At 71.3% G+C, this 24,997-nt stretch carries 22 protein-coding genes and 3 pseudogenes; 17 read left to right on the top strand and 8 right to left on the bottom strand.

Features of this window, described 5'->3' with window-relative positions:
* Positions 1 to 244 precede the first annotated feature (244 nt).
* The 4 genes from ACZ7G3_RS23475 (at position 245) to ACZ7G3_RS23490 (ending at position 3,091) form a co-directional block, all read left to right on the top strand.
* Complete coding sequence (locus ACZ7G3_RS23475; protein WP_470928097.1) at positions 245 to 1,072, top strand: glycerophosphodiester phosphodiesterase; 828 nt, start codon at positions 245 to 247, stop codon at positions 1,070 to 1,072.
* 127 nt (positions 1,073 to 1,199) lie between these two features.
* A complete protein-coding gene (locus ACZ7G3_RS23480; RefSeq protein WP_470928099.1) occupies positions 1,200 to 1,838 on the top strand; it encodes an ATP-binding protein in 639 nt (212 codons plus the stop codon).
* Positions 1,839 to 1,894: 56 nt separating this feature from the next.
* Positions 1,895 to 2,050, top strand: coding sequence for a hypothetical protein (locus ACZ7G3_RS23485; RefSeq protein WP_470928101.1), 156 nt, complete (start codon positions 1,895 to 1,897; stop codon positions 2,048 to 2,050).
* Positions 2,051 to 2,101: 51 nt separating this feature from the next.
* On the top strand, positions 2,102 to 3,091 hold the full coding sequence (locus ACZ7G3_RS23490; protein ID WP_470928149.1) for a DUF5926 family protein: 990 nt from the start codon (positions 2,102 to 2,104) through the stop codon (positions 3,089 to 3,091).
* A 243-nt stretch (positions 3,092 to 3,334) separates the two neighbouring features.
* Here ACZ7G3_RS23490 and ACZ7G3_RS23495 read toward each other — a convergent pair whose 3' ends face one another.
* Both ACZ7G3_RS23495 and ACZ7G3_RS23500 read right to left on the bottom strand, forming a co-directional pair.
* Positions 3,335 to 4,111 carry a hypothetical protein gene (locus tag ACZ7G3_RS23495; protein ID WP_470928103.1) on the bottom strand — a complete coding sequence of 259 codons (777 nt, stop codon included), beginning with the start codon at positions 4,109 to 4,111 and terminating at the stop codon, positions 3,335 to 3,337.
* A 56-nt stretch (positions 4,112 to 4,167) separates the two neighbouring features.
* The gene (locus ACZ7G3_RS23500; protein ID WP_470928105.1) at positions 4,168 to 4,833 is read right to left on the bottom strand and encodes a bifunctional DNA primase/polymerase; all 666 of its coding nucleotides are present in this window, start codon (positions 4,831 to 4,833) and stop codon (positions 4,168 to 4,170) included.
* Between the two features lie 666 nt (positions 4,834 to 5,499).
* Between ACZ7G3_RS23500 and ACZ7G3_RS23505 the strand changes: the two genes are divergently transcribed.
* The 3 genes and pseudogenes from ACZ7G3_RS23505 to ACZ7G3_RS23515 form a co-directional block, all read left to right on the top strand.
* On the top strand, positions 5,500 to 6,942 hold the full coding sequence (locus ACZ7G3_RS23505) for a PP2C family protein-serine/threonine phosphatase (RefSeq protein WP_470928107.1): 1,443 nt from the start codon (positions 5,500 to 5,502) through the stop codon (positions 6,940 to 6,942).
* A 317-nt stretch (positions 6,943 to 7,259) separates the two neighbouring features.
* Positions 7,260 to 8,762, top strand: coding sequence for an aminopeptidase P family protein (locus ACZ7G3_RS23510; protein ID WP_426599679.1), 1,503 nt, complete (start codon positions 7,260 to 7,262; stop codon positions 8,760 to 8,762).
* Positions 8,763 to 8,805: 43 nt separating this feature from the next.
* Positions 8,806 to 9,394: pseudogene (locus tag ACZ7G3_RS23515) on the top strand (aminotransferase-like domain-containing protein); the annotation flags it as partial.
* An 11-nt stretch (positions 9,395 to 9,405) separates the two neighbouring features.
* Here ACZ7G3_RS23515 and ACZ7G3_RS23520 read toward each other — a convergent pair.
* Entirely contained in the window at positions 9,406 to 9,870 is a 465-nt protein-coding gene (locus tag ACZ7G3_RS23520; protein WP_470928109.1) for an ATP-binding protein, read from the bottom strand.
* A 233-nt stretch (positions 9,871 to 10,103) separates the two neighbouring features.
* On the opposite strand from ACZ7G3_RS23520, the gene ACZ7G3_RS23525 reads away from it, so the two are divergent.
* The 9 genes from ACZ7G3_RS23525 (at position 10,104) to ACZ7G3_RS23565 (ending at position 20,269) form a co-directional block, all read left to right on the top strand.
* Entirely contained in the window at positions 10,104 to 10,952 is an 849-nt protein-coding gene (locus ACZ7G3_RS23525; protein ID WP_470928111.1) for a hypothetical protein, read from the top strand.
* A 145-nt stretch (positions 10,953 to 11,097) separates the two neighbouring features.
* Complete coding sequence (locus ACZ7G3_RS23530) at positions 11,098 to 11,850, top strand: YcnI family copper-binding membrane protein (RefSeq protein WP_426599676.1); 753 nt, start codon at positions 11,098 to 11,100, stop codon at positions 11,848 to 11,850.
* A 135-nt stretch (positions 11,851 to 11,985) separates the two neighbouring features.
* Positions 11,986 to 12,636: an SCO family protein gene (locus tag ACZ7G3_RS23535; protein ID WP_426599675.1), complete on the top strand. Its 651-nt coding sequence runs from the start codon at positions 11,986 to 11,988 to the stop codon at positions 12,634 to 12,636.
* The gene (locus ACZ7G3_RS23540; protein ID WP_470928114.1) at positions 12,633 to 13,154 is read left to right on the top strand and encodes a copper chaperone PCu(A)C; all 522 of its coding nucleotides are present in this window, start codon (positions 12,633 to 12,635) and stop codon (positions 13,152 to 13,154) included. The genes ACZ7G3_RS23535 and ACZ7G3_RS23540 overlap by 4 nt, the downstream gene beginning before the upstream one ends.
* A gap of 13 nt (positions 13,155 to 13,167) precedes the next feature.
* Positions 13,168 to 15,186, top strand: a complete 2,019-nt coding sequence (locus ACZ7G3_RS23545) for a copper resistance protein CopC (RefSeq protein WP_470928116.1) — start codon at positions 13,168 to 13,170, stop codon at positions 15,184 to 15,186.
* A gap of 8 nt (positions 15,187 to 15,194) precedes the next feature.
* Positions 15,195 to 16,538, top strand: coding sequence for an iron uptake transporter deferrochelatase/peroxidase subunit (efeB, locus tag ACZ7G3_RS23550; RefSeq protein WP_470928118.1), 1,344 nt, complete (start codon positions 15,195 to 15,197; stop codon positions 16,536 to 16,538).
* Positions 16,539 to 16,619: 81 nt separating this feature from the next.
* Positions 16,620 to 17,552, top strand: coding sequence for a prephenate dehydratase (gene pheA, locus ACZ7G3_RS23555; RefSeq protein ID WP_426599671.1), 933 nt, complete (start codon positions 16,620 to 16,622; stop codon positions 17,550 to 17,552).
* A 600-nt stretch (positions 17,553 to 18,152) separates the two neighbouring features.
* Complete coding sequence (serS, locus tag ACZ7G3_RS23560; protein WP_426599670.1) at positions 18,153 to 19,430, top strand: serine--tRNA ligase; 1,278 nt, start codon at positions 18,153 to 18,155, stop codon at positions 19,428 to 19,430.
* Positions 19,427 to 20,269, top strand: a complete 843-nt coding sequence (locus ACZ7G3_RS23565; protein ID WP_470928120.1) for an HAD family hydrolase — start codon at positions 19,427 to 19,429, stop codon at positions 20,267 to 20,269. The genes serS and ACZ7G3_RS23565 overlap by 4 nt, the downstream gene beginning before the upstream one ends.
* Before the next feature lie 226 nt (positions 20,270 to 20,495).
* Here the strand turns inward: ACZ7G3_RS23565 and ACZ7G3_RS23570 are convergent.
* From ACZ7G3_RS23570 to ACZ7G3_RS23590, 5 genes and pseudogenes are all read right to left on the bottom strand, one after another.
* A pseudogene (locus ACZ7G3_RS23570) lies at positions 20,496 to 20,744 on the bottom strand (SGM_3592 family protein); the annotation flags it as partial.
* Between the two features lie 151 nt (positions 20,745 to 20,895).
* Positions 20,896 to 21,615 (bottom strand): ABC transporter permease, encoded by a 720-nt coding sequence (locus ACZ7G3_RS23575; protein WP_426599668.1) that lies wholly within the window; start codon positions 21,613 to 21,615, stop codon positions 20,896 to 20,898.
* Between the two features lie 11 nt (positions 21,616 to 21,626).
* The gene (locus ACZ7G3_RS23580; protein WP_426599667.1) at positions 21,627 to 22,538 is read right to left on the bottom strand and encodes an ABC transporter ATP-binding protein; all 912 of its coding nucleotides are present in this window, start codon (positions 22,536 to 22,538) and stop codon (positions 21,627 to 21,629) included.
* On the bottom strand, positions 22,535 to 23,443 hold the full coding sequence (locus ACZ7G3_RS23585; protein ID WP_426599666.1) for an ABC transporter permease: 909 nt from the start codon (positions 23,441 to 23,443) through the stop codon (positions 22,535 to 22,537). Before ACZ7G3_RS23585 ends, ACZ7G3_RS23580 begins: the two co-directional genes overlap by 4 nt.
* Positions 23,433 to 24,395: an ABC transporter ATP-binding protein gene (locus ACZ7G3_RS23590; RefSeq protein ID WP_426521580.1), complete on the bottom strand. Its 963-nt coding sequence runs from the start codon at positions 24,393 to 24,395 to the stop codon at positions 23,433 to 23,435. Before ACZ7G3_RS23590 ends, ACZ7G3_RS23585 begins: the two co-directional genes overlap by 11 nt.
* A gap of 115 nt (positions 24,396 to 24,510) precedes the next feature.
* Here ACZ7G3_RS23590 and ACZ7G3_RS23595 point away from each other — a divergent pair.
* Positions 24,511 to 24,801 (top strand): annotated as a pseudogene (locus tag ACZ7G3_RS23595) (SDR family oxidoreductase); the annotation flags it as partial.
* Positions 24,802 to 24,997 lie beyond the last annotated feature (196 nt).

Consider the following 24,997-nt stretch of genomic DNA (forward strand, 5'->3'; position numbering starts at 1 on the left):
CACGGCTGTTTCTCGGTCACACTGCTCGCGCTCAGCCACGCTCACGCGCTGCTCCGCGGTTCGGCGCGACGCAGATGCACAGTGCTTTCGTATGCCATCAGCTTTTCCCACGGGCCGTCAGAGCACCATAAGCGGTTGCTGTGGGTTCACGATCGTCCTTTACATGGGTCATCCAAGACTAAACGGACGTGCCGCCGATGACACCGAGGGCACGTCTACCCGCACGCGGTGGCACCATGACGCGGTGACCCACGCACGACAGCACCGGATCCAGGTCGTCGCCCACCGGGGAGCCTCCGAGGAGGCCCCCGAGCACACCCTGGCCGCATACCGGAAGGCGATCGAGGACGGGGCGGACGCCCTCGAGTGCGATGTACGCCTGACCGCCGACGGCCATCTCGTCTGCGTCCACGACTGGCGCGTCAACCGTACGTCCAACGGCCGCGGCGCGGTGTCGGCGCTCGAGCTCGCCGATCTGGCCGCGCTGGACTTCGGCGCCCGCAGGACCCGGGAGTTCTGGCGGACACGCGACGAGCAGCCGGACTGGGAGCACCGGCCCGAGGACCGGGAGGAAACTTCCGTCCTGACCCTGGAGCGGCTGCTCCAACTGGTGTCCGACGCGGGGCGGCGGGTGGAGCTGGCCATCGAGACCAAGCACCCCACACGCTGGGCGGGGCAGGTGGAGGAGCGGTTGCTGGTGCTCCTGAAGCGGTTCGGACTCGACGCCCCGGCCTCGGCCGCCGACTCTCCGGTACGTGTGATGAGTTTCTCGGCCCGCTCCCTGCACCGGGTGCGGGCCGCGTCGCCGACCCTGCCGACGGTCTACCTGATGCAGTTCGTCTCACCGCGGCTGCGCGACGGGCGGCTGCCCGCGGGTGTCCGGATCGCGGGCCCCTCGATCCGGATCGTACGCAACCACCCCGCCTACATCGAGCGCCTGAAGCGCGCCGGCCACCAGGTGCACGTGTGGACCGTGAACGAGACCGCGGACGTGGATCTCTGCGCCGGCCTGGGCGTCGACGCCATCATCACCAACCGGCCGCGCGCGGTTCTGGACCACCTGGGTCGCTGATTCGTCCGGAAACCTTGACCCGGCGGGTTCTCTGCCGCATTCTCCGGTCTCAGCCACACCGACCAAATCCAGCCACACCCTTACGGGGAGTGCTCCGGCGCGTTCGGTACGTGTTCGACCGTGTCGAATGCGTCACTGGGCGGGGACCGGCCGGTTTCCGGTTCAGGCCGATGGGGCATCCACACCGTGGCGTGGGGCAAAGGAGGTCTCGGGGGTGGCGTTGGTGGTGGCACAGGAGGTGCCCACGTCGTCGAGCATGGCCGTGCCCCATGGCCCTGCGGGCGTGGGGAAAGCAAGGCGCCGCATGCGTGATCAGCTGCGCAGCGGCGGCGTGGCGGAAGCGGTCATCGACGACGCCGTACTGGTCCTTTCGGAACTTCTGAGCAACGCGTGCAAGCACGGCCGTCCGCTCGGCGACGCCCTGGCGGGGGACGGCGACGTCCGCGCCGCGTGGCGGGTGGACGCGGGCGGCAGGCTGGTCGTGGAGGTCACGGACGGCGGCGGCCCGACCCGCCCGGCTCCGGCGACTCCTTCGGTCACCGCGCACGGCGGACGCGGACTGAACATCATCTCCGCGCTCGCCGACGACTGGGGCGTACGGGACAACATCCGCGGTGAGGTCACCGTCTGGGTCGTCGTCCACGACGACGTGCACGACCCGGACGCCGGGCACCGGCGGGACGACTTCGCCACCCGGATCATGGCACCGACGGTGTCGGAGATCCCCGGCCTGGACTTCGCGGACGCCTTCGACGACCTGAGCTGACCCGGCCACTCGCGCGCAGGGGAGCCAGGGCTGCCCGGGGCTGCCCCGGTGCTCCGGTGCGGCCGGTGCGGCCGGTGCGGCCGGTGCGGCCGGTGCGGCCGGTGCGGCCGGTGCGGCCGGTGCGGCCGGTGCGGCCGGTGCGGCCGGTGCGGCCGAGCGAGTTTTCCACAGGTGGTTCGTTGTGCACAGGGTCCCGTCGACCGGGACGGTAGCGGCTAGGCTCGCGCCCGTACGAGATGAGCCACAACCGGGAGACACCCACGATGGCCAAGAAGCGCCCCCAGACGAAGGCCAAGCGCCCGAAGCTCACCGACGGTGCCAGCGCCGCAGGCGCTGACGGGAACTTCCCGGTCGTCGGTGCCCGCGAGCCCTGCCCCTGCGGCAGCGGCCGCCGGTACAAGGCCTGCCACGGCCGGGCCGCCGCACAGGCCACGACCGCGCTGGTGCAGCGCCCGTTCGAGGGGCTGCCCGGCGAGTGTGACTGGGTGGCCCTGCGCGAGCTGGTGCCGGCGGCCACGGTCGAGCTGTCCCTCAAGGACGGCCTGCCCGAGGGCGTCCCGTCCGTCACACTGGCCACGGTGCTGCCGATGGCCTGGCCGGCTCTGCGCCGCGACGACGGCTCGGTTCTGCTCGGTCTGCAGAACGACACGGCCTCGGGCGACATCAGCCGCGACCTCGCCGACACCCTCCAGCGGGCGCTGACCGCCGCGCCGGGCACCCCGGTGCAGGGCCGCCGCGCGCCGGCCGACGGTCCGCGCCTGCAGGACCTGCTCGCTCCCGAGGCGGCGTTCGAGCCGACCGTGCACGCGGGGTTCGAGTTCTGGGTTCCGGACCAGGAGAACGCCACGCCGGAGGTGACCGCCTCCCTGGAGCGGGCCAACGCCGCGGCCATCCCGACCGTCCGGCTCGAGGACGTGGACGCCGCCTACTGGTGCGAGACGCCGGAGAAGAACCACCTGCGCTGGGTCATGCCGCACGAGGAGGAGCGGCTTCTGGACGCTCTTGCCCGGCTGCACGCCGCGGGCCGGTCGTCCCTCGGCGAGGGAACCCGACTCGTCGGCTCCTTCCGCGCACACGGGCTCACCGTCCCGGTGTGGGACCTGCCGAGCGCGGTCACCGCGCAGGACATCGAGAAGCCGGCGGCCGAGTTCGCCGAGCGTCTCGCCGAGGCCCTGGCCACGGACGCTCCGCTCACCCCCGACGAGCGCCGCGCACGCGGAGGCTTGACCAACCGGCAGGTCACCCTCAGCTGACGCACGGCCGCGAGGGCCGCTCCGGCTGACCGACCGGTCAGCCGGGGCTTCGATTCGGAGTACGTGACTCCGGTCACAACTCCCGGCGAAGACAGGCCAGTCGGTGACCGGAAAACAGGAGATCGAATTTGCTTAGCGCCGATCTCTTGTTACCGTTCGAGTAGCCCGGTTGCTGGTGCATCCCCCGTCGCCAGCAACCGGGTCTTTCCATGCGCCCGGCCGCACACGCACCGCAGTCGCCCGTCAACTCCCCGCTTCCGCAGCCGAGTTGCCCACGACGCGTTCGCCGCTCCCCGCGTCCCCGTCACTTCTGTCACTACGGTCCCTACCGTCACGCCCGTCGTCGCGGTTGCTCCCGCCGGCGCGGCCGCTCCCGTCGTCGCGGTTGCTCCCCGCACGCAACAGCAGCGGCCCGTGTCCGGCCCGGTCTGCGAACTCCGCGACGGCGGTGTACGCCGCAGGCCCGCCTCGGGAGGGCCACCTGGGCGTCTCGCAGGTGCCCGGCGTGCCGTCGGCGCCCACCGAGCAGCGCAGCCGCACACTGTGCCCGTCGGCCCCCATGAGGATCAGTACGGTTTCGAGCGGGCGACCGGTCGCGTTGCGGTAGTAGGTCCGCGCCCAGGTCTCCGTTCCCTGGGTGACGACGCAGGTCTGCGCCTCGACCCCCTCGGACGAGGTGAGTTCCGGGCCGCATCGCACGGCGGTGGCCGAGCCGTTCGGCAGCGGGGAACGGGCGGGCGCGGCCGTGGCCGGGGCGCGACCGATCCCGTCGGGCGCCTGGCGGTCCCCGCCCCGCGAGAGGAGATGGACGGCCGTTGCCTGCTCCTCCCTGTCGCCCACGGGCCCCGCGGACGCCACGGTGAACGGCAGCACGACCCCGCACACCACGACACAGGCGAGCCCGTACAGACGGACTCGCCGATGGCGGTCCGGCCGCCTGCGGCGGCGCGAACCCGCGCGGTGCGGCCCTCCCGTGCGGTCCCGTCCGGCGGCGTGATGCTCCCCAGCGTGAAGCGGCATGGGGCGGACGATAACGACCACGGGCGGGCGCGGACCGCCGCGCGCGCCGGGCATCCCTACAACTCGGGCGCGTTCACACCCGTACGAGTGAGGGCGTCGACCACCGCGTCCACCACGGCCTCCACGTCGGGCACCCAGGGCGAGGCGGAGCCGGGCAGGGGTGCCCGCTCCCAGTGGACGGTGCCCTCGCCGGTCTCGGACGCGGGCAGCGCGAGATAGCCGCCGTCGCCGTGGAAGCGCAGGGTGCCGGGGACGAAGTCCTTGGCGTGGAGCAGCTCGCCCAGTTGCTCCATGGAGTACGGCTTGACCAGCAGCGACCAGCGGGTGGGCGCCGCGACGACCGGGCCGAGCCGCAGACCGGCGCGGTCGAGCGCGGCCAGGGCGTGGGCGGCCGGCAGGGCGGGCAGGGAGACGGCGCACGGGGCGCTGCCTCCGGTGGCCAGAATGATCGGTGCGGTGGGCCGGTTGGTCCACCACCAGCGCACCATGCGCGCGTCGGTGGTGGCCGCGAGGAGCTCCGGGTCGAAGGGATGCGCGCCGGGCACCGTGCACTCGGGTTCGGGGCAGCCGCAGCGCGACCGCGCCTGTGGGTCCGCCGCCACGCCCGGGAGTACGGGCCACTGCCATTGCGTCGCGTAGGTCAGGGCCGCGCCGATCAGCTCAGGCCGCCCGTCGTCGTGCTGGGACAAGAGCCTGCGTCGCCTTCCGAGGATCTCGCGCATGAGCGCTCGTTCCTTTCCGTTGCACGCCTGGCAACACCGTGGTCACATCACACCATGTGTCTATCTCTTCGCTGTGCGTAGCTGGTGGTGCATCACACCCCTGCCGAAGGCATCTCTCCGCCGAGGGCATCACACTGCCGAGGGCACCACTGCCAGGGGCTGGGGAAACCCCTGTGGCCGAGCACTGACTGCGTCCGCGGCGGTTCGATCCACTCTGCGTCCATCGCAAGCATGGGCGTGGCGCGGGGGTGGCGAAGTCTGGCGTTTCGCCGTCCCGCGTTTTTCTCTCCGCCTCCGCCACGGGAGGATGGGGCACGGTCGTCGGTGGATAGGACGCCCGGGTCCGCCACCAGGTTCCGGATGCCCGCGGGCACCCCTGGCCTTCTCCGAGTACGTACCCCTCACGACCGCTGTGACGCTCCGTAAAGCACCCCCAGTCGACCGCAACAAGGCTTCCTGTAGGGCAGTTTCAAGTCAATTTCGCTTTTCCGCAAGAGTCGCGAAGGAGGTCACTCGCACCTCACGGACACCAGTAATCCCCGCAGGACAATGCTGGACATCTCCTTACGAGTGCGTGTACATGTGGAGACACTGCTAGCGGCGCAGAATGACATGGGGGTTCGCGATGCTTTTGAGCAGTAGCTGCCGGTCGGAAGGCCGGACGCCATGAACACCCCGCACTCCGCGAAAGTGGCCGGAATCGATTCAACGGTTCCGTCTCCCGCACACACTGTCGCGTCCGTCGCCCCGGGTACCTCACCGGCCGGCGCCCCAAACGCCACGGAGGCCACGGAGGTCGCACAGGTCACGGGCGCCTCGGGCGCACCGTGCGCCCCCGGTGGCCTGCTCCAGGACAGGCTGGCCGGCTGGGTCTCGGACCTCACGACCCTGCACGAGCTGACCGAGCGCCTGGTCCGCACCGACTCCCTCTCCGCAGGCATCCAGGAAGTACTGCGCGCCGGAGCCGCCCTGGTGGGCGCCCGGCGCGGTCTCGTCGCGCTGGAACCGGCCGACGGACTCGGCCCGGGCGCCACCGTCGGCCTCGGACTGGCCCGCACCGACCTCGGCCACCTCGAGACCGTTCCGCGAAGTTCCCTGCCCCACGGGCGAATTCTGGACGGTCTGCCGGTCGGTGAGGGCGGGATCGCCGAGCCCGACCTGTTCGCCGAGAAGGGTCTCGATCCGCGCCACCGCGAGGTCGCCGCCCGACTCGGCTACGCCGCCAGCTTTGCGCTCCCCCTCTCCGCCGAAGGCACCGGGCGCATGGGAGCCGCCGTATGGCTCTACGACGAGCCCGCCGAGCCGGGCGAGCGGCAACGCCACCTCGTCGGCCTCTACACCCGGTACGCCGGCCAGCACCTGGCCCGCCTCCTGGAGGTCGAGCACACGCGCGCGTGCATGGCGACGATGGCCGAGGAACTGCTCCCCTCCCGCCTGCCACGAGTGCCCGGCGTCCAGCTCGCCGCCCGGCACCGCACCGGCCCGCTCGGCGGCGGCGACTGGTACGACGCACTGCCGCTGCCGGACGCCGCGCTAGGACTCGCCGTCGGGTCCGTCACCGGGTCCGGGCCCAGCGTCGTCGCCGCGATGGGGCGGCTGCGCGCCTCGCTCCGTGCGTACTCCGTGATGGAGGGCGAGGACCCGGTCGCGGTCCTGTCCGACCTGGAATTGCTGCTGCGCCTCACCGAGCCCGCCCGCTCGGCCACCGCACTGTTCGGCTACTGCGAGCCGGCACTGCGCAGGATCACCCTGGCCGGCGCCGGGCACAGTCCGCCGCTGCTGATCGGAGAGCGGCGCACGGAGTTCGTCGAGACCTCCCTCTCCGCTCCGCTCGGCATGCTCGCCTGCTGGGAGGCACCGAGCGTGGAGGTCCAGGCGGAAGCCGGGGAGACGGTGCTGCTGTACACCGACGGGCTGCTGCACCGCACCGGCGACCCGGCCGACCGCGCCTTCGCCCGGCTGCACGCGGCGGCGGCCGGCGTACCCAGGGCCAAGCGCCACGACCCGGGCGCCGTCGCCGAGCACGTCCTGCGCACGGTACTGCCGGACGGACGGGCCGACGCGGACTCCGAGGAGGACGTCGTCCTGCTGGCCGTCCGGTTCGAATAGCGGCACGGTCGGCAAGCCCCGTCGGCCGGCGTTGTAGGTCGGTGCCGTCGGCCGCCACCGTCGAGCAAACACTGTTGCCCGGCACGCGTCGACCGGCGCCATTGCCCGGCACACGTTGACCGGCGCTGTTGACGCCCGCCCCCTGTTGACGCCCGCCCCTGTTGACCACCCCTGTCCGGACAGCGGAGCACTGACCCCCCGCATGCCCCGGATAACGGACGGTAGCGCCTCCATGTAACAGGCCCTTCGGCCCAGGGCCCCCTTCCGTACGACCGTACGATGGGGGGTGGTCCAGTGCCGTATCAAGGAGGATGACCGTGGCGGAGGAGCTCACCCCGGAGAACCCGGAGATCTCGAAGAAGCCGGAAGCCGTGCTTGAGGACGCCGCCGACGCGGCGGGCGAGGAACCGATCAAGCAGCGCAAGAACGGCCTGTACCCCGGCGTGTCCGACGAGCTGGCCGAGAACATGAAGTCCGGCTGGGCCGACACGGAGCTGCGCGACCTGGAGCCGATCGCCCAGGCCGCCGAGACCGCCACCCGCCGCGCCGCCCTGTCCGCCCGCTTCCCGGGCGAGCGCCTGGTGATCCCCGCGGGCAACCTGAAGACCCGCTCGAACGACACGGAGTACTCCTTCCGCGCCTCGGTCGAGTACGCCTACCTGACCGGCAACCAGACCGAGGACGGCGTCCTGGTCATGGAACCCGAGGGCGACGGCCACACCGCGACGATCTACCTCCTGCCCCGCTCCGACCGCGAGAACGGCGAGTTCTGGCTCGACGGCCAGGGCGAGCTGTGGGTCGGCCGCCGCCACTCCCTCACCGAGGCCGAGAAGCGGTACGGCATCCCCGCCTCCGACGTCCGCGAGCTGGCCGGAAGCCTGCGCGAGGCCACCGGCCCGGTCCGCGTCGTGCGGGGTCACGACGCCGGCATCGAGGCCGCCCTGACCGACAAGGTCACCGCCGAGCGCGACGAGGAACTGCGCGTCTTCCTCTCCGAGGCCCGACTGGTCAAGGACGAGTTCGAGATCGGCGAGCTGCAGAAGGCCGTCGACTCCACGGTGCGCGGCTTCGAGGACGTCGTGAAGGTCCTCGACAAGGCCGAGGCGACGAGTGAGCGGTACATCGAGGGCACCTTCTTCCTCCGCGCGCGCGTGGAGGGCAACGACGTCGGCTACGGCTCCATCTGCGCCGCCGGCCCGCACGCCTGCACCCTGCACTGGGTGCGCAACGACGGCCCGGTCCGCTCCGGCGACCTGCTGCTGCTCGACGCGGGCGTGGAGACGCACACGTACTACACCGCCGACGTCACCCGCACGCTGCCGGTCAACGGCCGTTACAGCGAGCTGCAGAAGAAGATCTACGACGCCGTGTACGACGCCCAGGAGGCCGGCATCGCGGCCGTGCAGCCGGGCGGCAAGTTCCGCGACTTCCACGACGCGTCCCAGCGCGTGCTGGCCGAGCGGCTCGTCGAGTGGGGCCTGGTCGAGGGCCCCGTCGAGCGGGTGCTGGAGCTCGGCCTGCAGCGCCGCTGGACGCTGCACGGCACCGGCCACATGCTCGGCATGGACGTCCACGACTGCGCCGCCGCGCGCGTGGAGGCCTACGTCGACGGCACGCTGGAGCCCGGCATGGTGCTCACGGTCGAGCCCGGCCTGTACTTCCAGGCCGACGACCTGACCGTGCCCGAGGAGTACCGGGGCATCGGCGTCCGCATCGAGGACGACATCCTCGTCACCGCGGACGGCAACCGGAACCTGTCCGCCGGACTGCCGCGCCGGTCGGACGAGGTCGAGGAGTGGATGGCCGCGCTGAAGGGCTGATCCACGGTTCGACGGCCGGGTACCGCACACGGGGTGCCCGGCCAGGCAGCCCGTCGGCGCCCTCCAGGGCATGGCGCCGGGACAGGTCGCCTACCTGGGAACCGTGTCCAGGACGCTCGGGCCCGCGCTGCGCCTGGGCTGGATGGTGCTGCCGCCCCACCTGGTCGACGCGGTCGCCGACGCCAAGCTGCACAGCGACCACCACACCGAGCCCCTGGGCCGGCCGGCGCTCGCCGAACTGATCGGCACGCACGCCTACGGCCGGCACGTACGCGCCTGCCGGCTCCGGTACCGGCGCCGCCGCGACCAGCTCGTGGCCCGGCTCGGCGGACGCCCGCGGGTACGCGGGATCGCGGGATCGCGGCCGGACTGCACGCGCTGGTGGAGGTCGACGACGAGGCCGGATTCCTGGCGCGGGCGGAGGAGGAGGGCCTCGCGGTGGGCCGGCTCGGGGACCACTGGCAGTCCACGCCCTCGTCGCCCTCCCCGTCCTCCCCCCCCCATCCCCGTCACCGTCACCGGGCGAATCCGGTCGTCCGCAAGGGCTGGTCGTGGGGTACGGGACACCCCGGGAACGGGTGTATCCCGAGGCACTGGAGGTGTTGGGAAGAATGCTGGACGCGGCGCCCTGATGCCGACGCCGTCAGACCGCCACCAGCGGAGTCCCCTCGCGCCACTTGAGGACCTTGTCGAAGCTCACCACGGCACCGGCCCGGCCCGGCCCGCTGCCGATGTGGACGTGGTCGGCGAGCTCCCGGATGAGACCCAGGCCGCGGCCGTCCTCGGCGTCGTCGGACACCGGGCGGACCGCTTTCCCCGGACGGCCCGGAGTGGCCGCGGGGAACCCCGGGCCCGTGTCGGCGACCTCGATCCGGCACAGCTCACCGTCGAGGTAGGCCGTGACGCGGTACGCCTGCGAGGAGTCACCGGGTTCGTCGCCCCCGCCGTGCTCGACGGCGTTCGCGCAGGCCTCGCTCAGCGCGACGGAGAGGTCGAAGGAGACGTCGGGGTCGACACCCGCGGTCTCCATGGTGCCGATCAGCAGGCGGCGGGCCAGGGGCACGCTCGCAGCCTCGCGCCGCAAATGGAGTGACCACCAGATGCTCATGCTCCAGCCTCCCGGCCGCGGCTCGACATACCGTTACGTATTGCCCCCGGCGCCCGGGCGTAAGCGCGGTCTTCGCGTGGGACCGTCCATATGGCGGATGCGTCCCTGCCGCCGATCGGTGTATGTGGGACGGCTCGCACCAGAAGGTGACCTTCCGGTCCGCTTCCGGCCGTACGGCATCTTGTGGACCTGCCGTACGGCGCGGGGGGTGCCAGTGGGATGATGAGCCCGCCATGACTGCCCCCCACCCGCCTACGGTGCGCTCCGGGAACGACCTCCGGATCCTGCGGGCCGCGGTGTTCGCCGCGGTCTGCGTCGTGCTGGCCGCGGCAGGGCACACCCTCGCCTCCTGCGCCACCGTTCCGCTGTGGTCGCTGGGCGCCGGATTCCTCGGGGCGGTCGTGGTCGCCGCGCCCCTCGCCGGACGCGAGCGCTCGCTGCCCGGCATCGCGGTACTGCTCACCGTCGGCCAGACCGCGCTGCACGCCCTGTTCGGACTGGGCCAGCACGGTGCCTCGACGGTCCCGGCGTCCGGTACGGCCGTCACGTCCGCCGGCGGATCCGGCCCGCTGTCCGACGCCTCACTGATCCAGCAGGCCGCACGGCTGGTCTGCGGAACCACCGCGGCGGTGATCAGCCCGGCCGAGGCCCAGCGGATCCTCACCGACGCCCGGATCGCTCCGGACGTCCAGGCCGGCACGGCCCACCACCCCGCCGACGCCCTGACCGCGGCCGGCTCCTCGGCCTCGCTGCTGCCGTCCCTGCCGATGCTCCTCGGCCACGTCCTCGCGGCCCTGGCCGCCGGCTGGCTGCTGCGAAGCGGGGACCTGGCCCTGGCGCGGCTCGTCGAACTGTCGGCGCACTCGGCCCACTCGGTGGCCGAGGCCGCGTTCGTACGCGCCCTGCGCGCGGCGCTCTCCCTGCTCCGCGCCCTCCACGCCGGGCTCCAGGGTGCTCCCCGGACGGGCCCGCGCCTGCCGCACACCGCTCGGCAGGTGCCGCCGCGGCCCCGCACCACCGCACTCCAGCACACGGTGATCAGACGCGGCCCGCCGAACGACGCGTTCTCCCTCGCCGCCTGACACGACGCGACCACCACCCCGCTCCGGCCCATCGGCCGCCGCACGGAGGGGCCGCCGTCGTGCGGCACGCGCGCGTGCGCGCACCCTCCCGTCACCCACCACCGGTTCAGCACCGGTGACCCACTCGAAGCGGAGTGCTCCGTCCATGAAGCCTTCTCGTATCGCCGCCGCCGGCGCCGTCTCCGGCATCGCCGTCCTCGCCCTGTCCGCCCCCGCCTTCGCGCACGTCAGCGTGCAGCCGGAGGGCACGGCCGCCAAGGGCGGTTACGCCGTCGTCGACTTCAAGGTCCCCAACGAACGCGACAACGCCTCCACCACCAAGCTGGAGGTCAGCTTCCCCACCGACCACCCGCTGGCGTCCGTGATGCCGCAGCCGGTCCCCGGCTGGAAGGCGGAGATCACCAAGTCCAAGCTGGACAAGCCGCTGGAGTCGCACGGCAAGCAGCTCACCGAGGCCGTCACCAAGGTCACCTGGACCGCCGACGGCAAGGGCATCGAGCCCGGCTACTTCCAGAAGTTCCCGGTCTCCGTCGGCGCGCTGCCCGAGGACGCCGACGAGCTGGTGTTCAAGGCGATCCAGACGTACGACAACAAGGAGGTCGTGCGCTGGATCGAGGTGCCGCAGGAGGGCCAGGAGGAGCCCGCGAACCCGGCGCCCGTGCTGGAGCTGGCCGCCGCCGAGGGCGACGCCCACGGCTCGTCGGGCGCGAAGGCCGAGGACGGCACCGAGGCGGCCGCGCAGAACACCGCCGCCGACACCACCGCCTCCTCCGACTCCGGTTCCGGGGACGGCACCGACACCACCGCCCGCATCCTCGGCGTCGTCGGCATCGTCGTCGGTGCCGCGGGCGTCGCCTACGGCGTGCTGGCCGGACGCCGGCGCGCCTCCGACGCGTAGGCGTAACAACGCGCGCGCCGGTGCGTCGGCGTGACCACGCCCACGCATCCTCTCGTCCGGTGCGCGCCGGGCACCCCCGTCGGTCCGACGGACCCCGGCGCGCACCGGAGCACCTCACATCTGGGACATTTTTCTATGCGCAAGAAGACGTTCGCCGCGGCCGCACTGCTCGCCGCCGCCTCCCTGACCCTGTCCGCCTGCGGCAGCGGCGCCGACAACGACAAGCCCGTCGCGGTGGTCTCCGAGGACACCAGCCAGCAGGCCGCCACCGTGCTCGACAAGCCGTTCGAGAAGCCCGACCTGGTCCTCACCGACACCCAGGGCAAGGAGTACGACCTCCGCGAGCAGACCGCCGGCAAACCCACCCTGGTCTACTTCGGCTACACCCACTGCCCCGACGTCTGCCCCCTGACCATGAACAACATCGCCGTGGCCAAGAAGCAGCTGTCCCAGGCCGAGCAGGACACGCTCCGCGTCGTGTTCGTCAGCACCGACCCGGAACGCGACACCCCGGCCGCGCTCGGCAAGTGGCTCAAGGGCATCGACCCGCAGATCGTCGGCCTGACCGGCGACTTCGACACCGTCCAGGCCGGCGCCCGCACCCTCGGCATCTCCATCGACCCGCCGACCAAGGACAAGAACGGCAAGGTCGTTTCGGCGCACGGCACCCAGGTCGTCGCCTTCTCCCCGAAGTCCGACGCGGGCTACGTCCTCTACGGCGAGGACGCCACCGTCGAGGACTACACCAAGGACCTCCCCAAGCTCGTCAAGGGAGAGAACCCGTGAGGGGCCGTCCCACTCTCGCCGCCGTGACGGTGATCGGCGCCCTGGCCCTCGCGGGCTGCGGCGGCTCGGACTCGGGCTCCGGAGCTGGTTCCGGTTCCGGTTCGTCGGCCTCCGGCGCCGAGCTCTCGGTCGGCGCCGCCTACATACCGCAGCCTGTCTCCGACTCGATGGCGGCGGGCTTCCTCACCATCACCAACGAGGGCGACACCGAGGACGAACTGACCTCGGTGACGAGCGGAGCCGGTGACGTCACCGTGCACCAAACCGTCGACGGGACGATGAAAGAGGTCGACAGCCTCCCGATCCCCGCCCACGGCCGACTCGTGCTCGAAAGCGGCGGCAACCACCTGATGTTCGAGAAGCTGAAGCAGCAGCCCAAGGAGGGACAGACGGTCTCCGTCGAACTTCACTTCGCCCACGCCGACCCCGTCACGGTCAAACTGCCCGTGAAGGCGGCCACGTACCGGCCCACCGGGCAGTCCGGGCAGTCCGGGCACTCCGAACACACCGGACACTGAGGGAAGGAACACCTTGTCGCAGACCATCGCCCCGCGCGTCCGGACTGTGGTGCTGCTGCTCCTGGCCGCGGCCTGCGCGCTGCTCGCCTGCGCCGGACCGGCCTCCGCGCACGCCGCACTGACCGGCAGTGACCCCCGACAGGGGGCGGTGGTCGACAAGGCTCCGGCCCAGGTGTCGCTCACCTTCTCCGAATCGGTCTCCATGGACGCCGACTCGCTGCGCGTCTTCGACCCCAAGGGCGAACGCGTCGACGACGGCGAGCCGTCCGGCACGAACGGCACGACATACTCCGTGAGACTGCACGCCGGGCTGCCCGACGGCACGTACACGGTGACCTACCAGGTCGTGTCCGCCGACAGCCACCCCGTCGCCGGCGCCTACACCTTCTCCATCGGAGCCCCGTCCGAGACCTCCGTCTCCGTATACGGCCCGGCAGCGGGCGACGGAATCGTCGGCTGGCTGTACGGCCTCGGACGGTACGTGTCGTACGCCGGGTTCACCGTGCTGGTGGGCGGTGCTGCCTTCGTCCTCACCTGCTGGCCACGCGGCTCGGGGATCCGGGCGCTGCAGCGGCTCGTCGTCTCGGGATGGCTCGCGCTCACCGCCGCCACGCTGCTGCTGCTCCTGCTGCGCGGCTCCTACACCGGCTCCGGGAAGCTCGGCGACGTCTTCGACCTGAACCTGCTCGGCGAGGTGCTGCAGACCAAGACCGGCGCCTCGCTGGTCTCCCGGCTGCTGCTGCTCGCGGCGGCCGCCCTGTTCGTCGCCGTCCTCTTCGGCGCCTATGACAAGCGGGAGGACGAGGAGAAGCGGGACCTCACCCTCGGACTCGGGATCGGCGGAACCGTCGTGGCCGCCGGGCTCGCGGCGACCTGGGCGATGTCCGAGCACGCCTCCGTCGGCCTCCAGGCCGGACTCGCCATGCCGGTCGACGTCGTCCACCTCCTCGCGATGGCCACCTGGCTCGGCGGACTCACCGCCCTGCTCGTGACCCTGTACCGGGCACCCGCGGACACACTGCTCCCCACCGTCGCCGTACGCCGGTTCTCGCGCGTCGCCTTCGGCAGCGTGGTCGCGCTCGTGGTGACCGGCACCTATCAGTCCTGGCGCCAGCTCGGCTCCTGGACAGCCTTCACCGACACCCGGTACGGCCGACTGCTCCTCGTCAAGATCGGGCTCGTGGCGGTGCTGGTCGGCATCGCCTACCTCTCTCGACGGTGGACGGCACAGTTGGCGGAGGCGGCGCCCGCGATCGCCCGCCAGCGGGAGAAGGACCAGGCCGACGCGTTCACCGGCCGCAAGACCGAGAAGGCGGAGGCCGCCGGGAAGACGACCGAGGAATCGAAAGCCGCCCCGAAGGCTTCCAGGGCAGCGAAGGCCGACGAGGGGGCGACCAGGACGGCGAAGGACTCCGCGCGGTCATCCGGTGCGACGAAGGGCTCCGGCACCTCCCAGCGCGCCGCCCAGCTCGCCCGGCAGCGCGCGGCCGTGGACGCCGCCCGGCAGAAACGGCAACGGGATGCCGACCCCCACCGCTTCGGACTGCGCCGCTCCGTCCTCGCCGAAGCCGGCGTCGCCGTCGTCCTGCTCGCCGTCACCACCGTCCTGACCCAGACCGAGCCGGGCCGGACCGAGGAGGAGGCCAAGGCCGCCAACCCGTCCACCGCTTCCCCGTCCGCGCCCTCCACCGGAACGGTCACCCTGGACATGCCCTTCGACACCGGCAGCCAGAACGGCAAGGGCGTCGTACGGGTCGAGCTCGACCCCGCACGTGTGGGCGCCAACGACATGCACCTCTACGTCGAGCGCCCGAACGGAAACGCCTTCGACATCCCCGAGGTGAAAGTCGCCTTCACCCTGGAGGCCAAGAACATCGGGCCACTGCCCGTCGTCCCCGACCACATCACCACCGGACACTGGTCGGCGAGCGGGGTGCAGATCCCGATGGCCGGCGACTGGGAGGTCGCCGTGACCGTGCGGACCTCCGACATCGACCAGGTGACCGTCTCCAAGAACGCGCAGATCGGCTGAACCGCACCATGGCTGACCAGTCCACCCCCGAGGCCCGCACCCCCGAGACGGCCCACGGGTCGCCCGGCGGGCCCGGGCCCCTCGACTCCGCGAGCACCACCCCCCGCGAGGGCATCTCGCGGCGGCGGCTGCTCGGCACCGCCGGTGCCACCGGGCTCGTACTCGGCGCGGCCGGCGGCGCCGCGGGCTACGCCGCCGCGCCGTCCTCCCCGGCCGCCACACCGCTCACCTCGCTGGGCAGCGAGCAGGTGATGTTTCACGGGAAACATCAGCCCGGCATCACCACCCCCATGCAGTCCCGCGGCCACCTCATCGCCTTCGACCTGGCGGCGGGCGCCGGCCGCAAGGAGGCCGCCGCGCTGCTGCGCCGCTGGTCCGACACCGCCCTGCGGCTGATGGCGGGCGAACCGACCGGTTCCCGTGACACGGACGTGGCCCGGGACGCGGGGCCCTCCTCGCTGACCGTCACCTTCGGGTTCGGGCACAGCTTCTTCGGCCGGACCGGCCTGGCCGAGCAGCGACCGGCCGCCCTCGACCCGCTGCCCGACTTCTCCTCCGACCACCTCGACAAGAACCGCAGCAACGGCGACCTGTGGGTGCAGATCGGCGCCGACGACGCCCTGGTCGCCTTCCACGCCCTGCGGGCTGTCCAGCAGGACGCCGGATCGGCCGCCCGCGTCCGCTGGCAGATGAACGGCTTCAACCGCTCGCCGGGCGCCACCGCCCACCCCATGACCGCCCGCAACCTCATGGGCCAGGTCGACGGCACGCGCAACCCGAAGCCGTCCGACGCCGACTTCGATCAGCGGATCTTCGTCCCCGAGCAGCCCGAGAACCCCGGAGAGAACGAGAACGCGGACCACGCATGGATGGCGAACGGCTCCTACGCCGTCGTACGCCGCATCCGCATGCTCCTCGACGACTGGGAGAAGCTCTCCGTCAAGGCACAGGAGGAGGTCATCGGCCGCCGGAAGTCCGACGGGGCTCCGCTGACCGGGGGCACCGAGACGACCGAGATGGACCTGGAGAAGACGGACAAGGCCGGGAACCTGATCGTCCCCATCAACGCCCACGCCCGCATCACCCGCCCCGACCAGAACGGCGGCGCGGCCATGGTCCGGCGGCCCTTCTCGTACCACGACGGCTTCGACGCGGACGGCGTGCCCGACGCGGGCCTGCTCTTCATCTGCTGGCAGGCCGACCCACTGCGCGGCTTCGTACCGGTGCAGCGCAAGCTGGACCGGGGGGACGCGCTCTCGCAGTTCATCCGGCACGAGGCGAGCGGTCTGTTCGCGGTACCCGGCGGGGCGGCCGACGGAGAATACGTGGGCCAGCGGCTGCTGGAGGGGTGAAACCGGCCCGGGGGTCACCCCGGGGAGCGGGTCGCGCCAGACACGTGAGCCAGGCCTGACCGGGCCCATTAGGGTGAGGTCATGCCAGCCAGTTACGCGTATCTCGGCCCCGAAGGCACCTTCACCGAAGTCGCCCTGCGCACCCTCCCGGAGACGGCGACCCGGGAACTGGTCCCGTACGTGTCAGTCCAGTCCGCGCTCGACGCGGTGCGCACCGGCGAGGCCGAGGCCGCGTTCGTGCCGATCGAGAACTCCGTCGAGGGCGGCATCACCACCACCCTCGACGAGCTGGTCGCCGGCCAGCCGCTGATGATCTACCGCGAGGTGCTGCTGTCCATCACCTTCGCGCTGCTGGTCCGCCCCGGCACCAAACTGTCGGACATCAAAACGGTCACCGCCCACCCGGCCGCCCAGCCCCAGGTACGCAACTGGATCAGGAAGCACCTCCCGGACACCGCCTGGGAGTCGGCCGCCTCCAACGCGGACGGCGCCCGTCTGGTGCAGGAGGGCCGGTACGACGCGGCGTTCGCCGGCGAGTTCGCCGCGGGCCGCTACGGCCTGGAGGTCCTCGAGGCCGACATCCACGACGCGGAGAACGCCCAGACACGCTTCGTACTGGTGGGCCGTCCCGCCCGGCCCGCGGCACCGACCGGCGCGGACAAGACGTCCATCGTGCTCTGGCAGCGCGACGACCACCCCGGCGGCCTGCGCGACCTGCTGGGCGAGTTCGCCACACGAGGCGTCAACCTGATGCTGCTGCAGTCCCGGCCCACCGGTGCCGGCATCGGCAACTACTGCTTCTGCATCGACGCCGAGGGGCACATCTCCGACCGCCGGGTGGCCGATGCCCTGATGGGCCTGAAGCGGACCTGCCTCCAGGTGCGCTACCTGGGTTCGTATCCACGTGCGGAGGTCGAGCCGACCGACGTGGGAGCACCACGGCCGGGCACCTCGGACGAGGCGTTCGTCGCGGCGGCGGACTGGGTCGCACGCTGCCAGGACGGTCGGTTCTGACGGCCGGAACCGGCCGGCTCCACCAGTCGTACCTGCACATTTTCGTTATCCACAGGTGTTATCCACAGGTCTGCTTCTCGACCTGGGGACAAGTCGACAACGAAAGGGCATTCAGTCGACATGTCCTACTTGGCGCCCCACTCCGCCGCAGGCACCTCCGCCACCTTTCGTCCACCTGTTTCTCGCCTCCCATCCTCCGGAGTGACACCGAGCGCTCCGTTTCCACCCGAAAGTGGGGACGTGAAGGGTTTGAACGGCTCACCACAGCCATGGCGGGCCATGGTGAATGACCACTTCCGTGAGTCCACAGATCTTTCGCACAGCCTGTGGATAACTTCCCGGGGTCGGGGATTCCTGTGGACAGACGGGTGCGGGACAGCTCCACAAGTCCCGTTCTCCGCAAGGAAATCCAGTCAACCGCCAGTCAACCGCCGCCCACCCGTTGGCTCGTTCCAGGTATGGAGACACCCCTGATTGACCGCGGGAACAGGTTGCGAACAAGATGCGCACAAGGCACATCTTCCGCATAACGGAACTCAGGACCCGCGATCGGCAATAGTGAGTCGAGACCCGTCGCCGCACACCGGTAGCCTTGACCGCGTGATTGACCTTCGCCTGCTCCGTGAGGACCCCGACCGTGTGCGCGCGTCGCAGCGTGCCCGTGGAGAGGACGTCGCGCTCGTCGACTCCCTCCTGTCTGCCGACGAGCGGCGCCGGTCGTCCGGCATCCGCTTCGACGAGCTGCGCGCCGAGCAGAAAGGCCTCGGCAAGCTCATCGGCAAGGCCTCCGGAGACGAGAAGGCCGAGCTGCTGCAGCGGGCGAGCCAGCTCGCCGCCGACGTCAAGGCGGCCGACGCCGAGCGCGACGCGGCCGACGCCGCGACCCAGGAACTCCTCCAGCGGCTCGGCAACCTCGTCCACCCCGACGTCCCCGTCGGCGGCGAGGAGGACTTCGTCACGCTGGAGACGCACGGCACGCACCGCGACTTCGCGGCCGAGGGCTTCGAGCCCAGGGACCACCTCGAGCTGGGCCAGCTGCTCGGTGCCATCGACGTCGAACGCGGCGCCAAGGTCTCCGGTTCGCGTTTCTACTTCCTGACCGGCGTCGGCGCGCTCCTGGAACTCGCCCTGGTCAACGCGGCGATCGCCCAGGCCACGGCGGCCGGCTTCACCCCGATGCTGACCCCGGCGCTGGTCCGACCGCAGTCGATGGCCGGCACCGGCTTCCTCGGCCAGGCCGCCCAGGACGTCTACCACCTCGACAAGGACGACCTGTACCTGGTCGGCACGTCCGAGGTACCGCTCGCCGCCTACCACATGGACGAGATCCTCGACGCGGACCGCCTGCCGCTGCGCTACGCCGGCTTCTCGCCCTGCTTCCGCCGCGAGGCGGGTTCGCACGGCAAGGACACCAAGGGCATCTTCCGCGTGCACCAGTTCGACAAGGTCGAGATGTTCTCCTACGTGCTCCCCGAGGACTCGCAGGCCGAGCACCAGCGCCTGCTGGAGTGGGAGAAGCAGTGGCTGACGTCGCTGGAGCTGCCGTTCCGGGTCATCGACGTCGCCTCGGCCGACCTGGGTTCCTCGGCCGCGCGCAAGTACGACTGCGAGGCGTGGATCCCGACCCAGGGCAAGTACCGCGAGCTGACCTCGACGTCGGACTGCACCGAGTTCCAGTCGCGCCGGCTGTCGATCCGCGTCCGCGAGGACAAGAAGGTACGCCCGCTGGCCACGCTCAACGGCACACTGTGCGCCGTACCGCGCACGATCGTGGCGATCCTGGAGAACCACCAGCAGGCCGACGGTTCGGTGCGAGTGCCAGAGGTGCTGCGCCCGTACCTGGGCGGCCGGGAGGTCCTGGAGCCGGTGTCCAAGTGACTGCCACAGGCTCCGCCGCAGGGACCCCCGCCGGGCCCGCCGGGGGTTTCCCCTACCGGCTGATCGCGACCGATCTCGACGGCACACTGCTGCGCAGTGACGACTCGGTCTCGCAGCGCACCCGTGAGGCGCTCGCCGCGGCCACCGCGGCGGGCGCGGCCCACATCGTGGTCACCGGCCGCGCGGTCCCGTGGACCCGGCACATCCTCGACGACCTCGGCTACAACGGGCTGGCCGTCTGCGGTCAGGGCGCGCAGGTCTACCACGCCGGGGAGCACCGGCTGCTGACCTCGGTCACGCTGGACCGTCAGCTGGCCGGGGTGGCACTGGCCAAGATCGAGGCGGAGACCGGCCCTCTGTACCTGGCGGCGAGCCGCGACGGCCTGGACGGTGACGTCCTGGTCGGACCGGGCTACGCGGTCACCGGCGACCTTCCGGCCGTGCCGTTCACCGATGCCTCCGATGTGTGGTCGGCGCCGCTGAACAAGATCTACATCCAGCATCCGACCCTGTCGGACGACGAGCTGGCCGAGGCCGCCCGGCGCACCGCGGGCGGTTTCGTCACGGTGACCATGGCCGGCGCGGGCATCGTCGAGCTGCTCCCCCTCGGCCTGTCCAAGGCCACCGGCCTGTCCCTGGCCGCGCGCCGGCTCGGTCTCAAGGCCGCGGACACGATCGCGTTCGGCGACATGCCCAACGACGTCCCGATGTTCGGCTGGGCCGCCCGGGGCGTGGCGATGGCCAACGCCCACGATGAGCTGAAGGCGGTGGCCGACGAGGTGACGTCCTCGAACGACGAGGACGGCATCGCGGTGGTGCTGGAGCGTTTGGCGCCCTGACCACGCCCCCTCCGGGGCGCGGTCACCGCGGCCCCGGGACGCTGGAACGGCGGCCCTGACGCCACGGCCCGGAGGGCGTCGGCGTCCCCGTCGGCCGGCCCACGCGAGATGTCTCGCGTGCTCGAAGCGGCCGCCCGATTCGCCGACGCCCTCCGGCCTCGTGCATCCACCACAGTGCCGCTACGGAAAGCCGGGCGCCACCGATTAAGAGCGGACGTATGCGGCGTCAGCGCCGACGCCACCTGCGGCGTCGGCCCTTGCTGAAGAACCATCCCGCGGGCGGCTCGTCGGAGCGCCACGGTTGCGGCTCCGGCTTCTCGCGGCGCCAGCGGGCGGCGAGCATCCGGGCGCGGGCCGAGGGCTCGAAGGTCCCGGCGTCGCGTATGAACCTCTCGTCCAGGACGAGGCCGTCCCAGGCATCGTCGGCGGCTTCGGTGGCAGGTTCGGCACCGGCTTCGTCCCTGGTGCTCTCGGTGGCACCTTCGGTTCCGCCTTCCGGCTGTCCGCGGCCATCGTGCCGAGGTGTCTGGTCCGCCATTCCGGTCCCTCCCACCCTGTGCCCTCGTGTCTTCCCCGGCCCAGTGTGCCCGGGCCGGGGTGAAAGCCCCGTCAGGACCCGGGTCCGGTCACTCCTCCCCGGCAAGCGTCAGCGACCGCAGCTTCTGACCTGCGTACCAGGTCGCGAGCACGGTCACCCCGGCCAGCAGCACCGTCGCGGTCGTCAGACCGACGTCGGAGGTCACCAGGTTCCCGTCGGCGACCTTCTGGGCCACCGCCAGCGACCACTGCTGCACGCTCAGCGTGCGGGCACCGGGCACCAGCGAGCCGAACAGCGCCTCCCAAACGAGGGCGTAGACGAGGCCGAAGACCACCGCGTGCCGGGACACCGTGCCCAGCAGCAGGAACAGCGCGGCGTAGGCGATGGAGGCGACGAGCGCGGCGATCGTGTACGCGACGGCGATCTGCTGGCCGTTGCCGTTGAGGATCAGACCGGCCAGCAGGGTAGGTATGGCGGAGAAGACCATCGTCACGGCGACGGCGACGATCAGCTTGGTGAAGATGATCGTCGGCCGCTTGATCGGCTTGGACAACAGGTAGACCACCGAGCCGTCGTCGATCTCGGGGCCGATGGCTCCGGTGCCGGCGATGACACCGATGATCGGCACCATGGTGGCGAGGGCGAATCCGCCCAGTACGTCCGCCGCCGTCTGGTCGTCGGCTCCGGCGAGTGCGCGCACCGCCACGGCGATGACGAGCAGCAGCAGGGGCAGCGCACCCAGGATGAAGGCCCGGCGACGGCCGAGCAGGGCTCGGTAGGTGAGCCTGGCGACTGTGGGGTCGTACATTCTTCGGCCTCCTACGCCGCGACGAGATACGAGAAGACGGACTCGAGGGACTCGTCGGACGGCGAGACCGTGAGCAGCCGGATGCCGTGGTCACGGGCGACCTTCGGCAGCAGGGCCGTGAACCGGCCGAAATCGACGGCCTGGATGCGCAGCGCACCCTCGGCGAGGTCGACCTCGATGCCGGACGTCGACGGGTCGGCGATCAGCGCTGCCGCGAGGGCCCGGTCGTCGCTGGAACGCACCAGGTAGCGGTGCGGCCGGTCGGTCATCAGACGGCGGATCTTGCGGAAGTCGCCGCTGGCCGCGTGCCGTCCGGCGACGATGACCTCGATGTGCCAGGCGAGCTGTTCCACCTCCTCGAGGATGTGCGAGGAGAACAGCACCGTGCGGCCTTCGTCGCCCATGCGCCGCAGCAGGTCCATCAGCTGCATGCGCTGGCGCGGGTCCATGCCGTTGAAAGGCTCGTCGAGCAGGAGCAGCGTCGGCTGGTGGACGAGGGCGGAGGCCATCTTCACCCGCTGCCGCATGCCCTTGGAGTACGTGGCGATCTTCCGGTCCTGCGCGTACTCCATCTCCACGGTGGCGAGCGCTTCGTGGGCCGCCTTGGCGCCGAGGCCGTGCAGTTCGGCGTTGGCGAGGACGAACTCCCGGCCGGTGAGGAAGTCGTACATCGCCTCCCGCTCGGGGACGATGCCGATGTGCTTGTAGATGGCCTCGTTGCGCCAGACCGGCTGGCCGTCGAGGGTGACGCTGCCGGTGGAGGGGGCGAGGAAGCCGCCCATCATGTTGATGAGGGTGGACTTTCCCGCGCCGTTGGGGCCGAGGAGGCCGGTGACGCCGGGGCCGATCGTCATGGTGATGTCGTTGACGGCGACCACGTTGCCGAACCAGCGGGATACATGGTCGATGTTCAGCGTGGTCACAGTCCCACCTTCGTGTAGCGGCGCATCAGCAGGCCGTAGGCGCCGGCGATGAGTCCCAGGGTGACGAGGACGTAGACCGCGCCCTCGCCGGTGCTCGGTCCGATCCCGCCGGGGAAGGCCGAGGTGGCGCCCAGGAAGGCGGACTGCACGCCGTCGATGAGGGTGATCGGCGAGAACAGGCCGATCCAGGCGACGGCCCCGGAGCTGCCCTGGACGTCCGCGATGGCCTGGAGCGTGGAGACCGCGCCGTAGGTGATGGTCAGGACGGCGATGACGGCCGCGATGCCGAAGCCACGGCGCGGGGTGACGGATGCGACGACCAGGCCGAGGCCGGCGAAGAGCAGCGAGAGCAGTGCCACGGAGACGAGTCCCTGTGCGAACCCCTTGGTCTGGTCCGCGAAGTCGAGTTTGGCAAGCAGCGCGCCCACGTAGAGCACCAGCAGGGGCGCGGCGGTGAGGATGAACAGGGCCGAGGCCAGCGACGCGTACTTGGCGCGGACGTAGTCGGCGGTCTCGATCGGCCGCGAGAAGTACAGCGGCACGGTCTTGAAGCGCAGGTCGCGCGAGACGGACTGGGGGGCCTGAGAGGCGACGTAGAGGCTGATGACTGCCTGCAGGACGATCGCGTAGCGCGTGTAGTCCAGGGGCAGTTCGTCGGCCTTGGTCGCGACGGCGACGGCGACCATGATGGCCGCGGGCAGACACATCACCACGAACAGCAGCATCGGCAGCACCTTGGACTTGGCCGAGCGGCCGAGGCCGTAGGCGCCGCGCAGGGACTGCGAGTACAGCGAGCGGCGGGCGTAGGCGCGGCCGAGGCGGGGACCGTCGTAGCTGCGGTAGCCGATGTTGTGGATGCGGGTCTGGTCACCCGTCGCACGGGCTACGGGCTGCTCAGTTGCCATGGCCGGCTGCCTCCTTCCGTTCTGCGTCGCTGTCCGTGAAGACCTCCGAGATGTGGTGCCGGCGCTGTTCCATGCGCACCAGGCCGAGGCCGAGGTCGGCGATGACGTCCCGCACCAGGTCGTAGGTCTCTTCGCCCGCCGCGGTGAGCAGCAGGACGTGGCCGGCGCCGGGCAGACCGCTGCCGTCCTGGACGGTCACCCCACGCGCGTCGAGGGCGTCGCGTACCGCGCGGGTGCCGTCGGGGTGCTCGTCGGTGTCGGTGACCTCGATCGCGAGGGTCGTCGTGCTCTGGGTGAAGTCCGTGGTGGAGCTGGAGCGCAGCAGCTTGCCGCCGTCGACGACGACGACGTGGTCGCAGGTGCGTTCCAGTTCGCCCAGCAGGTGTGACGTGACCAGGACGGATATGCCGAAGTCGGTGTGGATGCGGCGGATGAGGCCGAGCATCTCGTCGCGGCCGACCGGGTCGAGACCGTTGGTCGGTTCGTCGAGGAAGACCAGCTGCGGGTCGTGGACGAGCGCCTGCGCGAGCTTCACGCGCTGCTTCATGCCGGTGGAGTAGCCGCCGATGGGCCGGTAGCGCTCCTCGTACAGACCGACGTGGCGCAGGGTGTCGGCCGTGCGTTCGCGGGCGGCGGTGGGCGGCAGGCCGGACATGCGTGCCATGTGGACGACGAACTCGGTGGCCGAGACGTCGGGCGGCAGGCAGTCGTGTTCCGGCATGTAGCCGACCCGCTCGCGGATGTCGGCGCCCTTGGTGGCGACATCGAGTCCGAGCACTTCGGCCCGGCCCTCGGTGGCGGGAGACAGACCCAGCAGGATCTTGATCAGAGTGGACTTGCCGGCGCCGTTGGCACCGACGAGTCCGGTCACACCGGGTCCGACATCCACGGAGAGCCGGTCGAGCGCGGTCACCCGGGGGAACCGCTTGCTCAGGCTTTCGGTCGCGATCACAGTCACATCCATGACAGTAGTGACGCCCACCACTCGAGTCGTCAGACCGGAGAGCCGTCTTGGAATCAGACTCGAGTAGTACGGGCCCGTAGGGGATGCCGTACCTGAGAGCCACGGAGCCGCTTCCCGGGCCGCGCGTCCCGGCCTATTGACGCCAGATCCAACGGGCATCACCTCCACGGCGCGTTTCGCAGGCGTCGACGCCGACGGGGAGAAGCGGCGGCGCACGGCGCGGCTGTACGGACTGCGCAACTACCCGCCGAAGCAGGTGGCCGACGCCGTTCTGGAGGCGGTCGTTCACAACAGGGTCGTGGCCCCGGTGACGCCGGAGGCACGTGGCGCCCATCCGAGGTTCCGGTTCGCACCAGGAGTGTTGAGAGGGCACACGCGTGTAGAGCCGTCCCTCTGGTTTCCACAGGGGCCCTCAAAGAACCTGTGGATAAGTCCACTTGGCTGTGGATCAAACCTGTGCGGGGAACTCGATCGCGTGACGCGTGTCTCTCGGCACGCTGATTCCATGCGACAGGACCACATGTACGACAGACGCACCGTCAAGCTGGATGCCACTGCCATGCAGCGTGACGGGCCCGTCTTCCACGTCA

The organism is Streptomyces sp. NPDC037271 (assembly GCF_055603605.1).

Excerpts from the sequence above, each read along its gene's own strand:
- ACZ7G3_RS23525 (WP_470928111.1), top strand. The coding sequence starts at position 10,104 with ATGACTGCCCCCCACCCGCCTACGGTGCGCTCCGGGAACGACCTCCGG.
- ACZ7G3_RS23520 (WP_470928109.1), bottom strand. The coding sequence starts at position 9,870 with ATGAGCATCTGGTGGTCACTCCATTTGCGGCGCGAGGCTGCGAGCGTG.
- ACZ7G3_RS23495 (WP_470928103.1), bottom strand. The coding sequence starts at position 4,111 with ATGCCGCTTCACGCTGGGGAGCATCACGCCGCCGGACGGGACCGCACG.
- ACZ7G3_RS23575 (WP_426599668.1), bottom strand. The coding sequence starts at position 21,615 with ATGTACGACCCCACAGTCGCCAGGCTCACCTACCGAGCCCTGCTCGGC.
- efeB (WP_470928118.1), top strand. The coding sequence starts at position 15,195 with ATGGCTGACCAGTCCACCCCCGAGGCCCGCACCCCCGAGACGGCCCAC.
- ACZ7G3_RS23500 (WP_470928105.1), bottom strand. The coding sequence starts at position 4,833 with ATGCGCGAGATCCTCGGAAGGCGACGCAGGCTCTTGTCCCAGCACGAC.
- ACZ7G3_RS23530 (WP_426599676.1), top strand. The coding sequence starts at position 11,098 with ATGAAGCCTTCTCGTATCGCCGCCGCCGGCGCCGTCTCCGGCATCGCC.
- ACZ7G3_RS23535 (WP_426599675.1), top strand. The coding sequence starts at position 11,986 with ATGCGCAAGAAGACGTTCGCCGCGGCCGCACTGCTCGCCGCCGCCTCC.
- pheA (WP_426599671.1), top strand. The coding sequence starts at position 16,620 with ATGCCAGCCAGTTACGCGTATCTCGGCCCCGAAGGCACCTTCACCGAA.
- ACZ7G3_RS23480 (WP_470928099.1), top strand. The coding sequence starts at position 1,200 with ATGCGTCACTGGGCGGGGACCGGCCGGTTTCCGGTTCAGGCCGATGGG.
- ACZ7G3_RS23490 (WP_470928149.1), top strand. The coding sequence starts at position 2,102 with ATGGCCAAGAAGCGCCCCCAGACGAAGGCCAAGCGCCCGAAGCTCACC.
- ACZ7G3_RS23505 (WP_470928107.1), top strand. The coding sequence starts at position 5,500 with ATGAACACCCCGCACTCCGCGAAAGTGGCCGGAATCGATTCAACGGTT.
- ACZ7G3_RS23585 (WP_426599666.1), bottom strand. The coding sequence starts at position 23,443 with ATGGCAACTGAGCAGCCCGTAGCCCGTGCGACGGGTGACCAGACCCGC.